Here is an 11,786-nt window from a genome sequence, read left to right on the forward strand (position 1 = left end):
ATTTTGCCTGAAGAGCACAGGGGACGCTCTCTTCATTCAATTTAGCCTTACTTCTTCAGATCGTTAAGCGGGAGTTAAGGTTGTTGTCGGCTGTCTGGCGATGTCGATCGGGTTGTGGTAGTACTCATCAGGTCTCTGAGCCGCTACACACCGGCAGCAAAATATACAGGACAGGATCTCCAGAACTTTCTCGTAAAAGGCCCTCATGCGTGACTGAGGTTGTATAGGTTGAGTAACGCTGGTCGCCATTAGGAGCCCCGTCAGCTTTTTGCTCGCCTTCTGACCCTGTCTTTCAGCAGGCCTGTGCAAGCGTTATAACGGTAGAAACTGTTTATGCCTGATATTTAGACTGGAAAAGCCTTCTTTAGTTCCTTTTATTGATAAGATGCGATCCTCTTTATGATGATGTGCTTTAGAGGCTGTGGTTAAGCGCCTTTATGCGCCTGACGAAGTTTTGAGACGACATCGTTGTAAAAATCGCGGTATTTTTTCACGGTGTTGGCCTTTGTCGAAACGGCGGCATCATCTGCCTGTTGTACCTTTTCAAAGTGATGTTTTTCTGCTTTATACCCGCAAGTGAGAACCCGGCCGCGGCCAGGTGTCGTCGACATTTTGGTCAAGACCACCAGTCAGTATGGATCGTCACACCAGTATCAAGCCGTTATTCAAAAATATTGCCAATCATTTTTCAAAAATGAATTAGTTTGTTTTTGTGTTGTCCAATAATTAGGTATTTGTGTTTTACATCCTTACAGGTGGCTTATTGAATAATCACTCAGCATTTTCTTGCAGGGAAAAGCTCTCTCTGTATTTGTATCGGCATTCCCAGGGTACGGGGTGTTTGGCTGTAGTTTGCCGAATATGTTCTTTTTTGGGGCGAAAATGTTCCCTGGTGCTTGATGATGCGGCTTGCCGGAGCTTATTGCTTCAACAGCAACAGCGGATGGATGTTGGGGATTTGACGGGGCGGTCTGTTCGGAATATGTCGGTCGTAGGTGTCGAAAGCGATAAAGCACCGAGCCGTTTTCGGGAGGCTGATAACGCTTTAGATGATGGTGCTGGGCTGCTCCGGGCAACGGGTGGGCATGATTTGCGTAATGCGTTTGAGGACATCTGTTTTGACGGGGTCAAGGATATAGGCAAAGAGAAAGGTGATATTCAAGAGGATGCCTTGTTCAAACATATCAATCGAATCAAGAACGGTGGACAGGATGATTTCAGTCTTTCAGTGTATTTGTCTGAGTTAGGGTTTTCGGGCTCTGAAAATATAACCGTCTGGGTAAAAACTATCGGTGATGCGAAACGCTCGCTGCTGACGCAGTGTGCCCCGTCGGAGAAAGATAAAGCGTTAGTGGAATACTATAAAGTGGTTTTCAATATCTTGCGGAGAACGCTGCTTGATTTTGAAGCAAGGTATAATCTTGATGAAAATTGGCATCTCTATAGCAAGGTACAGGGAATTACATACTTGACGTTTTCTGACGTTACCTATGCAGAAACCTGTGATAATCAATTCAATGTCGATGAGGATCGTGTTCAGGAATTAATGCGTGCAGTAAAACGCATCAAAGAAAAATATGGTTGTTTGCCGGATGCGGTATTAGACGGTATCCCGAAAGATGAGAACGGAGTAAGGAATTGTTGCGGTGAAAATTACGCGCCAACCATGCAGGAGTTTTATAACGATATGGAAGGCCAGATAAAGGCGACAATTTATCAGCAATTTAATGTCAGGGGGTTATCTGACAGGGTTTCACGATTAAAACAGGCATTGGGGTCTCATTCCCTCCCTTATAACGTAGTCGAGCAAATTAGGATTGCATTTTCATAGGTAAGATGTTGCAGGGATGCTAACTGATCGCTCCAGTCTTCCCCATCGATAAGCATCGCATCGCTGAGCGTGAATCCCGGATCCAGCCCCGGCAGAGCGCATCAAGTTCCGTCCCCAGGAACTGACTGAAGGGTTGGGTTTTCAGGATGTATCGACCCATCTCGGTGTAATCGCTCATTCTTCCGCCGCTTGGGAATGATCAGGCGGATGCCCGGGTACTGGACAGGATAAGGCCGGCGCTGACAAACACACCGCCGGTGATTTTATTGAAGAAACGGGCCCGGCCGGTCTGCATCAGCCAGCGCGACGACTTTGCGCCCAGCCAGGCATAAAAGAGCAGCCAGGACAGCTCCAGTACGGCAAATGTGATGACAAACACAAGGTATTGCGTCACCAGGGAGGCCGAAGGGGTAATGAATTGCGGAAACAGGGCGGTGAAAAACACAATCGCCTTGGGGTTGCTGGCACCGACGATGAAGCCACTCAGGAAAAGATTGCCGGGTTTGCGAGGTGAGGAAGCTGATTCACTGTTACTGATGTCATAATTATGCTGTGATGAGGTCAGCGCCCGGATGCCCAGGTAAATCAAGTAAGCGGCACCTGTCCATTTGATGATAGTGAATGCCAACTCAGATGTGCTGACAACAAGTCCCAGCCCGGTAAACGAGAGCGTTATGATACCGACAATGGCGGTCAGACTGCCCAGCGCGGTATAGATGGCAGACTTGAAGCCATCCGTCACCGAGGTGGTCAGGCATAGCAGTACGCTGGGCCCCGGGGAGGCGGTCAAGACCAGAATGGCCAGTGTGTAGTAGATCCAGAGTTCGAGTGCCATGGAGCGCTCCTTAATGTCCCTTCGTTGATCAATCCCCTGGTGTGCACAGTGGCACGACCACGCAGTAGATCACGCCTGCTCGTCAGACAGACACGGTACTGGGGGCTGGAAAAGGTGTGGCAAAGGTAAAGGCTTCCGGGCTGGGACCCTTTGTTTTCAGTGTTTCCAGGGCAGCCTTGGCGTCGGCGATTGATGGAATATGACCTTCGGGTATCCACCACAGCGCCAGGGAGGGGCCGGCCATTTTTTCAAACCAGCTTTTTTTGTTTTTGAGCACCGTCAGGTGGTCGCCGGCATAGACATAGGTTTTCAGGGTGTCCAATGATTCCCAGACCGAGATGTTGACGATGATGCGCTCGTCATCAAAGACCTGCAGGGCGGTGGCATCCCCGTCGTCTGTTTGCAGGCGCCAGACAAACCCCGGACTGTTATCCGCCAACGCATTGATAGCATCCAGCTGATCCACGAAACCCTTCATGGCCGGGCTGTCCAATGGCGCTTTTGCGGTAGCGATGTTGATCTGCGCGAGATGGTAAGAATCCGACATGCAACTCCTGGCAGGCTTGTTTTGATGGCAGTTTTCCTGCTGCAGTTATCACCAGGCAAGTCCTGTGCTGGTGGTTTCAGGGTGACGCAATCGCGCATTATTACATGATTGCCTTAATGATCAAGGCATCCAGTCGAATTTCCAGTTCATCAAACAGTTGTATGCCTTCATCGTAATAGCTGGATTCGACCAGGCGAAAACCGCTGGCCAGAAGAGAAGCCTGTATCTCTGCCAGGGAGCGGATACTGAAACCGTAACGGGTATAGGGAATGGATTGGAGGCACTGGTCAGAACGCACACCGAAAACGGCGCGGCCACCAGGTTTGAGCCAGGTGATGATCTTGCGGAACAAGGCATCCAGGTCATCGATGAAATAGAGTACATTGACGGCCATCACACCGTCGACTGAGTGTGTCATCACCGGTGCAGAAAGGCTGTCGTCGGTGAATATGGTCACAGGGGCCGCATTAAGACCTGACAGGTTGTCCCAGGCCTGCTGCGCCATCTCGACTGATGGCTCAAGTGCAATATATTCACCATTGCTTTCCAGGGCTGCAATGAGTGGGCGTGAAAGCAGGGCATTACCGGGACCGATTTCAACGATGCGCTCACCGGCGGTTGGCGCGAGCATTTCAATACTGCGTTCAGTGATAAATGCATTGGTTTCGTTCATCTTCTCGGCAATGGCTGTGCCGTCTTCCCCATAAGGGCAGGCCAGCTGGGCGGCCAATGTCTGATGGTCGTAGTTATTCACAGTCTTTGAGTGCCTTGAATTGCTATGTTGATCTGACCGACTGAACATTCCAGGGTTCAATGGTTCTATGCAGCGAACTTCATGATAGCTTGTCCATTGAGAGGATGGGCTGAGAGATAGACATTATTGCCAGCAAGGCCAAACCCAAAGATACAGGCTGATAAGTGCAACAGTGCAGGAAGCGATAAACAACGGGGGCAGGGCGTATCTGTTCCTGGCAGATTGTCCTGCATGGCCTGATGATATTCGCCGGATAGAGAGAGCTTCAATCTATGCCGATGACGGTGAGTGTGACACTAGCGAAATACTCACCGGCCTTTTGGTCAGAGATCTTGCCAAGCTGCGCAGAGCCCTCAACCGTGTGCGTTGCGTTATGAACGCTATTGGACTCGGTCGTATAGCTTGTGATGGGCTTGCCATCCAGTGTGAAGGTCGTGTTTATGGATTCACCGCTTAGTGAAAGGCTACTGCTGGTCAATAGCACTGTGACCTGGCCATTGCTTTCCAGATGATAGGTATCGCTTCCGCTATAGACCGCATTCGCAGAGCCTGATTTGTCCGTTGTGGTGAGGGTGAAAGCGTCAAGCCCAGTGATAGACGCATATAATGCAACATCCATGGATGCGCTTGTAGAAACAGTATCCAGCTCTGCTGAATGACTTCCTGTGGCGGACAGCAGCAGTGCAAATATGAATGGGCTTATTCTCATGGCAGTACTCCTTCCGCCTACCTCCAAACATTAATTATAGTTACCCACTGCAGTGATGGGTGCGCATTATTAGCTGCCTTTCGAATAAGTCATTGAGGCGCTATTAAAAAATAATTCTGTTCTTTATAGGGGGAATTCAGGTACCCGTGGATAAATATTCACGGGCTCAACCCATCGCTGTTACTGACAGCCAAGTGTTCACGCAGGAGGGCGAGCTCAGGCAAAGGGCGGGCAAGGATGAACGGCAAAAGGGTCATTGTTTCAGGGGACCTACATAATCAATGTATTCTCCCTTTGCCTGGCGGAAAAACACGTTGCGGCCTGACAGCTCCAACGTCAGGGGGGTGCGCTTTAGTACTGTCACATATGGGTTGAGTTCTATTGAGACGTCAACGGATCCCTTTCCTTTCGATTTCATCGTCTGGATCTGCTCGAATAATGCGCGTTTAGCGGCAATATGGTGATGGGCGTCGGGAGTGTCCGGGGCGGTCGAGGGCATACGCAGGATCAGGAATTCACTGCTGATGTGGGGCGCCGGAATCGGGAAAGCCTGCTTGCGGATGAAGACTTCAAATTGGCCGCTTTCTGAAAATTCATAGGTGTTGTTTGCGAATCGGTGTTGCCGTTCCGTAGGGGGAATGCTTAGCTTGCAGTTTTCCGGGGTTAGCGCAAAGCGCAGGTGATAATAATCATTGTACTTGCCCGGGCTGACATGTATCTCTGTGGCGAGCGCCTTATCAAGCAACAGTATGCCGAAGGCAAAGATGATTATTCGACAGAACTGTTTCATGGCCTGATCGTTATTATTTTGCTAAAGGGCTGCGTCAGTTACGGCTCTTCCGAATCTTTTGAGTCACGAAGGCAATGGATATTGTTATCTATAGCATAAGTCCAGTCATCCCCGGAGACTTCAGCGACAGCCATGTCGCCAACCGAGGCGCTGCATAGAACGACATCCGGCTGCAGCTCACGCAGTGCCATCAGACTGTGAGCAAGACGAGACGGACAGCCCCCTTGATCCGCCAGCACAAAGGTTGACCACTGAGCGTCTGACAGGAAGAAGGTATCCCCCGTAAATAAATAGGTTAAACCGGTGGGGGAGCGATAGACGTAAGAAAACCCTCCCTCTGTATGACCAGGCGTCGGCATAGCGACAAAGTTCGTGGCCAGTGTTGTGGTACCTGACAGTGCCAGGCTGATATCCCGTTGGTTGATATACGGGGCTTCGAGGCGATCGACACATAGGCGGGGATGATAGGTCTCGTTAATCAGCCGCAGGGAATCACCGGCTTCATGGCGGTGACTGAGGCACTGCAGCCTGACGCCGCCCAGCGCTGCCATGGCCTGAATATCATCGGTATTGCTGGTGTTATAAACCAGGATGTTGCCGTCATCATGTCGTATGAGATAGGCATGGGTATTCACATTGGAAAAAGGGTTTTCCAATGTGGTCTGCCAAAGATCTTCATAACATTGGCGCATGAAACAGGCCTCATTGTCCGCCCGGTTTGAGCATAGTGTGTGCTGTGGTGCGTGGATACTCGATAGACCGCCGTTGATGCTAATCGTTCAACAGGGTTTTGTTGGTCAGGTTCATGGTTTATACGTCTTCACGCAGCTTGTGCTTGAGCGCTTTCAGAAACAGGCTGACGTCCTGTTTCGTGACTTCCTTAGCCCATTCCTGATGTTCACAGTAATGGATGGGAGCGCTGTCGCTGATATTAAAGTCGGCTATTTTCGCTGCGATATAGGCATCATCTTTCGTGCGCCAATAGTCCACACTGTGTTTGAAGTTGTAGAGCTTGCTCTGGTTACCATTGCCAGTATTCAGTGCATCATAGAGCGCCTGAATATAGGCAAGATAGTTATCTATGTTTTCCTGAATGGAGTCGGCAGAATAGAGTCCCTTGCTGACGGCGTGTCCGATGGCCGGGCCGTATGCCTGCTGATCACTCTGAGGGTTTCGTTGGTAGACATGTGCGTAGCTGTCGCCTAACGCATGGATGAGAAACCCGACTTTCCAGTCGTTTTCCCGGAGATCCTGCCGCGCGTAGTCATTAATCTCATTCACTAACCGTGATCGTCTTGTTGTTATCTGCTCCTGGTTGCCACCATGCAGCGAGTGGAGGATGGCATTCACGTCATAGCGGTAGTCCCACTCCCAGGGGACGACGGTTGCCCAGACAGAAACGGCCGGTGCAGAAAAACGGAACCATTGGGCATCGGGAACCTGGGAATATAAAGCGTATCGTTCGGCAGTGCGGCCTGGCACACCGGCAATTGTGGAAACAATATGCGTGGTATTGATATGACCTTCAGGCTTGAACTTTATCTCACAGAGCTCCTGGCTGTTGGTGTCGGGCCACCAGGTATTTGAGCTGCAGCCTGACAGGCTAAATAACAGTAATAAAGGCAATAACGGTTTCATACATGCATCCTTGTCGTGGGAGATCAGTAATATTGGGCGATGCGTGGGTATCGCAGCTTAATGTATGCAGTGATGTTGTTATGTCGCACGCGATGGCGAGGGCATACGATTTGCTTGTTGACGCTAGCCTTGTATCAAGTGCGTATTAATAAGCGGCAGAAAGGACTTCTGCCGCTGTGAGATACCGACAGCCCTGGGCTACTGGTTGGGAAATGACACGTCTTCAGTACCACTGTTACGATTACGGATGACAACCGTACCCGCTATCTTGTCATGCCACCCTTGTTTCTTGCTATCCCAGGCGACCCATAAGAAGCCGAGAAACAAGGGAATCATGGACAGGATGTAACCGACGTAACGGACGATAAACTGGCTTGTCGAAGGTTTCTGACCGGTCTTCGCATCGACAATTTTGGCACGGATGAGCATTTTTCCGGGGGTCGCCGACTTGTAAGACCAGAAAATCAGTGTTGCCGCTAACGGAAAAATATAATTGATAAACACATCGAAGGGGCCATGGATGAAGGTTTCTGATGCGTAGTAACTACTGCCATAAACCATAAAAAGTAATGGGATTGTAATGGCGAGTATCAATAGGGAGTCGATAATGGATGCCCCTGTTCTGATCCAGAAGCCGGCATATTCATACTGCTCATCATCACGTTTCAGATCGGATTGTGGTGTTTCGTATACATTGGTCATGGCTGTGTCTTTTTTTGAGTGTTGTTTTATTGTGAGCTGTTTAGAGTTGTTAGGCTAGCTTGTTGTTAGTTAGCGCACAAAATACCCTCCGGAAAAATGGCGTTAAAACCAGTAATTAACACCAATCCTGACGTTAGACATTTTTATTTTGACCTTGTTGTCAATAATCTGGTCAGGGTAATCAGTCAGCTGACTGCTTGCATTCAATTGATCAAATTCAGAGTATAAAAACTCAAATTTTACAGACCAGTTGTTGTTTAACGTGTGTTCCATACCCGCTCCAATAGTCCAACCCTTCTGGGTATTTGACTTGCTGGCAGTGGCTTGTTGGTTTTGAAAGGTTTCAGAAAAGTTGAAGCGGTAGTCTAGTTTTACTAATGATAATCCGCCGGTAATGTAAACCAGCGAGTCACCCCACAGGTAGCCAACCTTGGGGCGCAAGGAGAATGTATGGTTGATGTTTATTTGGCTGACCGTTTTGAAGGTGTGTGCAGGTTGCGTGATATAGACAACATCACCACTGTTTATCTTAAACTTTTTGTTGGCCTCTAAATAATCGGCTTCAATGCCGACGATAAAATTATTCCACGCGTAATTCCATCCTATATTGATACCGGCAGAGTTGTCTTTTCCTGATAGTGAGCCAGACCCTGCGGTCATCAGCTGGGCATAGTCTTCATTGATAAAGTATGATCCCGGTTGAGAGCTTGTTGAAAAGCTTGATTTATAATGGAGGCTATTAATTTGGCTGCCTATGTAGAGGCGGTTCCATGCACTCTTATCATGAGTTTTCTCCTCGGCCAGTAAGTGATTGGATGTTACAGATAATAGTATTATGGAAAAGATTTTAATCTTTATTGATTTTTTATTCATTGTGAAGCCCCATGGGATGTTGTTTTTATAAACAGTGCTTTTCATGCATCTATCATTTATGGATTATTGTCCATAACCGCCATCTTGATTAAATGATGAAGAGCGACAGTAACTTGTACGTGTTCTGGTTTCATCTTAGTAATAAGTCTGATTCTATTGGGATGAATTTATTGGCAGAGTCTATCAATGACGCTGCGGTCAACCTGTCAACGCCATACACCTCTACCGACGTGTTGTGTTTGGTTCTCATTCTGTTTGCCAGTAAGTCGAAATCACCGTCACCCGAAACTAAAATAATGGTGTCGCTTTGTTCTGCATATTCCATCGCATCCAATGTAATGCCGACATCCCAATCACCTTTGGCAGAACCATCGGAACGCTGAATAAAGGGTTTTAACTTTACCTCAAAGCCAATCGCCCTGAGTATATTTTGAAAATGCCGTTGCTTTTCATCAGCTTTGTCGATTGCATAGGCGACTGCGTTTATAACCCTCCTGTTATTGGTTGCGTGTCGCCAGAATGCGTTGTAGTCGAAGTTGCGACCGTAGGCTTGCCTGGTTGTATAGTAGACGTTCTGTACATCTACCAAAATTGAAACGGTTTCCATCGATAATCAACTCATTGGCAGAAAATAGAAAGCACCTGCGCCTGGTAAGGTGTAGTCGACCCGGGAGCGAATCAACAACTATGAACGCCCTATGCATGTGTCTATTGTGTAACGGTATTACGTCGTAAGCTTTTGTGGTTGAATTTGCCTGTAGCAAGGATGAGGTGATTACACCAGCAGGTCAGCCAGTGCCTGGAAAGTCTTGTTTACGATATTCTGAACTTCAGCCTTGGCTGTGATTTGCCACCTAAGCATTTCCGCGTGTGTGATTAGTTTTTCACGTTCGAGCTCCTGTTGAAATTCTGCCTCAGTTAGCTGACCGTTCTTTCTTTCTATAAGAAGTTCTTCGATGCTGCTCTGTTGCTTTTCAATACTGGCTTGCAGTGCATGGGCTAGCTGATTTTTTATCTCGGAGTCTTCGATTTGAGTGGTAATTTGCTCCAGTATGGATGCAATTGGATCAGTCATAGTCTTGGCTCCAATGGGCTACCTTTTGGCGAATTCGCCACGAAGTATTGTGTCGATAAGCTGCCGGTATTGCTCCTGACGGCGTTTGATCAAAAAGTCCGAAAGTACATCTTTCCGTTGGTGTGCTTTCATGTCCTGCTGCCAGAGCTGAGCCAGTATCTGAGTTTGCTCCAGTGTTTCCTGGTTATTTTCGCGTCGTGCCTGCCTGCGCTCAAGAGCACGAATGTTGATATCAATGTCAATGTACTGCTTGGTATACAGCTGGTACTGACGCTCCTTTTCCTTCTGCATCTGGATATTGAGATACAGACGCTCGATATTTTGTTCAATTGTTTGTAGTTCCATGACGGTTTGCTGATCATAGGTGTCGACTAGCTTCAGCGAACAGCCACACAGAAGTATGAGGATGGCCGCGAACAAGCCTATGTCTTGTTTTTTCATCATAATTCCATTCTTTGTTAGGTTTCGTTGAATCAAGACGTGACGGGAAGAGCAGGCACAGAGTCACACTTTGTATAAAGACCATATAACCGTTGTCGTTTGTATGTAGCCGACGACGTGCCTGGTTAGGCGAGTGTTGTATCACGCATTCGCCTTTACGAAAGGCCATCGCTACTTTTTTGATGTAATTGTGTATTTGAAAATCTGGCAATGTGCTTAATGATAGGATGCTAAATTATGGGCGATTCGGAATACGCTGGTGCACACTGATGAAGTCGATCTATAAAATAAATTGCTTCATCGTCCCAGGTTATATCTTTACCGAAGATTTCATTGCCCAGCGTATTATCTTCTACCTTGCTATACAGCCGATAGACACTGGTAGGCTTATTATCACCCCATGGGATTCTATAATATTTACCATTACGGTTTCGTGTCCATAGATTTGATATGAGTTCTGTGTCGCCTTGAGTGACACCCTCTAAGCTGGCCGAGAATTTTGATTTTTTTGCACTAACCAGAATGGTTGCAGAATCTCCTGTTTTCGATAATTCCATCGAACCCATATCGGTGTTGTATTTATCCATCAAAGAAAGTGCTCCCCACATGTAGGCTGGGGTATGGGCTTTTATTGCTAAAAATGAACTATCGCATAGCTCTAACATCCAGACGGCCTCAGGATAAGTCCAGTGGATGAATGGAATTCCCCATGTTGATAGCTGTTCAATGCGAACCACCAATAATGCGCAACGAACATCGTTTGAAAACTCAGGTTTTGAAAATTTAAAGTCGTCACCGGCTAATTCAATGGCTTTGCCTTGAGGAATTGTGCCTTTTAAAAGAAAGCCGTTACTTTCTATACCGGTAAAAGAGTATTTTTTCATATGGAATCTGTTGAGTTATCATATTAATTAAATGGGCAGCGTTCTGAAACTAATCAATTGCAATGTGTTTTATCGGCAATTATTATTAAGGCGCGCATATTGTCGTCACGCACGTCTCTTGAGCTCGAAGATGAGTGAAGATTCTTGGGTCTATTCAACTGTTGTATGGTTGTTTTTGTGGGGTTCAGTGTTGCGGTTCAAACTTGAAACTAGGGTGCATTAGCACAGCGCCGAATGTATTTGTAGATTTTGAACATGAAGAAACTGACTAAAACGGCAAAGATAACTACATGGTATAGGGGGGCACCGGTTACCCAAAACTGCATAGGAATAATTGTTACCAATAATGTGACAGCCCAAGCCCCGAAAGCTTTTGGTGCCCAGACTTTAGCAGTGAACAATGAGAAAGACGCTACTATAGCGCTTAGAGCATAAGCAACGACTAGGATTGCTAAAACAGTAGCTTGCCACTGCTGATCTCTTAACATCATCACGCTATTGGCCACTCCGCTTAAAGCAGTTAATGCCAAAAAGAATGCTAAAAAATTCGTCCAACCAGTTTTTTTCATATTTATTCTCATGGTTTTTGGCACACTAACGCCAAATTCAGCGGCTGCCGAAGGCAGTGATCTTCCCCCGATAAAATGGACACCTGTCTACAGCTAAACTGCAGCCTCGTATTCTACCGGTGATTGATAATTAAGGCT

The 11,786-nt window shown here is 47.4% G+C and carries 17 protein-coding genes; 1 reads left to right on the forward strand and 16 read right to left on the reverse strand.

Features of this window, described 5'->3' with window-relative positions; genetic code table 11:
* Nucleotides 1–425: 425 nt before the first annotated feature.
* Entirely contained in the window at nucleotides 426–611 is a 186-nt protein-coding gene (locus tag ABD892_RS14130) for a hypothetical protein (protein ID WP_345196469.1), read from the reverse strand.
* Nucleotides 612–892: 281 nt separating this feature from the next.
* On the opposite strand from ABD892_RS14130, the gene ABD892_RS14135 reads away from it, so the two are divergent.
* The gene (locus ABD892_RS14135; RefSeq protein WP_345196471.1) at nucleotides 893–1,831 is read left to right on the forward strand and encodes a hypothetical protein; all 939 of its coding nucleotides are present in this window, start codon (nucleotides 893–895) and stop codon (nucleotides 1,829–1,831) included.
* A 19-nt stretch (nucleotides 1,832–1,850) separates the two neighbouring features.
* Here ABD892_RS14135 and ABD892_RS14140 read toward each other — a convergent pair whose 3' ends face one another.
* From ABD892_RS14140 to ABD892_RS14210, 15 genes are all read right to left on the reverse strand, one after another.
* Complete coding sequence (locus ABD892_RS14140) at nucleotides 1,851–2,009, reverse strand: hypothetical protein (protein ID WP_345196472.1); 159 nt, start codon at nucleotides 2,007–2,009, stop codon at nucleotides 1,851–1,853.
* 21 nt (nucleotides 2,010–2,030) lie between these two features.
* Nucleotides 2,031–2,666 (reverse strand): LysE family translocator, encoded by a 636-nt coding sequence (locus tag ABD892_RS14145; RefSeq protein ID WP_345196474.1) that lies wholly within the window; start codon nucleotides 2,664–2,666, stop codon nucleotides 2,031–2,033.
* Between the two features lie 82 nt (nucleotides 2,667–2,748).
* On the reverse strand, nucleotides 2,749–3,213 hold the full coding sequence (locus tag ABD892_RS14150; RefSeq protein WP_345196475.1) for a DUF3291 domain-containing protein: 465 nt from the start codon (nucleotides 3,211–3,213) through the stop codon (nucleotides 2,749–2,751).
* 100 nt (nucleotides 3,214–3,313) lie between these two features.
* Nucleotides 3,314–3,967: a class I SAM-dependent methyltransferase gene (locus tag ABD892_RS14155; protein ID WP_345196476.1), complete on the reverse strand. Its 654-nt coding sequence runs from the start codon at nucleotides 3,965–3,967 to the stop codon at nucleotides 3,314–3,316.
* 265 nt (nucleotides 3,968–4,232) lie between these two features.
* The gene (locus tag ABD892_RS14160; protein WP_345196478.1) at nucleotides 4,233–4,676 is read right to left on the reverse strand and encodes a hypothetical protein; all 444 of its coding nucleotides are present in this window, start codon (nucleotides 4,674–4,676) and stop codon (nucleotides 4,233–4,235) included.
* 253 nt (nucleotides 4,677–4,929) lie between these two features.
* On the reverse strand, nucleotides 4,930–5,466 hold the full coding sequence (locus tag ABD892_RS14165; RefSeq protein ID WP_345196480.1) for a hypothetical protein: 537 nt from the start codon (nucleotides 5,464–5,466) through the stop codon (nucleotides 4,930–4,932).
* A 38-nt stretch (nucleotides 5,467–5,504) separates the two neighbouring features.
* Nucleotides 5,505–6,158: an MBL fold metallo-hydrolase gene (locus tag ABD892_RS14170; RefSeq protein WP_345196481.1), complete on the reverse strand. Its 654-nt coding sequence runs from the start codon at nucleotides 6,156–6,158 to the stop codon at nucleotides 5,505–5,507.
* 118 nt (nucleotides 6,159–6,276) lie between these two features.
* Nucleotides 6,277–7,104 carry a hypothetical protein gene (locus ABD892_RS14175; RefSeq protein WP_345196482.1) on the reverse strand — a complete coding sequence of 276 codons (828 nt, stop codon included), beginning with the start codon at nucleotides 7,102–7,104 and terminating at the stop codon, nucleotides 6,277–6,279.
* A gap of 198 nt (nucleotides 7,105–7,302) precedes the next feature.
* Nucleotides 7,303–7,806, reverse strand: coding sequence for an RDD family protein (locus tag ABD892_RS14180; protein WP_345196483.1), 504 nt, complete (start codon nucleotides 7,804–7,806; stop codon nucleotides 7,303–7,305).
* Between the two features lie 102 nt (nucleotides 7,807–7,908).
* Nucleotides 7,909–8,724: an outer membrane protein gene (locus ABD892_RS14185; RefSeq protein ID WP_345196484.1), complete on the reverse strand. Its 816-nt coding sequence runs from the start codon at nucleotides 8,722–8,724 to the stop codon at nucleotides 7,909–7,911.
* A gap of 85 nt (nucleotides 8,725–8,809) precedes the next feature.
* On the reverse strand, nucleotides 8,810–9,286 hold the full coding sequence (locus ABD892_RS14190) for a LabA-like NYN domain-containing protein (protein WP_345196485.1): 477 nt from the start codon (nucleotides 9,284–9,286) through the stop codon (nucleotides 8,810–8,812).
* A 168-nt stretch (nucleotides 9,287–9,454) separates the two neighbouring features.
* A complete protein-coding gene (locus ABD892_RS14195) occupies nucleotides 9,455–9,754 on the reverse strand; it encodes a hypothetical protein (RefSeq protein WP_345196486.1) in 300 nt (99 codons plus the stop codon).
* An 18-nt stretch (nucleotides 9,755–9,772) separates the two neighbouring features.
* Complete coding sequence (locus tag ABD892_RS14200; RefSeq protein WP_345196488.1) at nucleotides 9,773–10,099, reverse strand: hypothetical protein; 327 nt, start codon at nucleotides 10,097–10,099, stop codon at nucleotides 9,773–9,775.
* A gap of 326 nt (nucleotides 10,100–10,425) precedes the next feature.
* Complete coding sequence (locus tag ABD892_RS14205) at nucleotides 10,426–11,079, reverse strand: hypothetical protein (protein ID WP_345196489.1); 654 nt, start codon at nucleotides 11,077–11,079, stop codon at nucleotides 10,426–10,428.
* A gap of 209 nt (nucleotides 11,080–11,288) precedes the next feature.
* Nucleotides 11,289–11,648 (reverse strand): hypothetical protein, encoded by a 360-nt coding sequence (locus ABD892_RS14210; RefSeq protein ID WP_345196490.1) that lies wholly within the window; start codon nucleotides 11,646–11,648, stop codon nucleotides 11,289–11,291.
* Between the last annotated feature and the right edge of the window lie 138 nt (nucleotides 11,649–11,786).

Source organism: Kistimonas scapharcae, from assembly GCF_039540975.1.
In the GTDB taxonomy this organism is placed as follows: Bacteria; Pseudomonadota; Gammaproteobacteria; order Pseudomonadales; family Endozoicomonadaceae; genus Kistimonas; species Kistimonas scapharcae.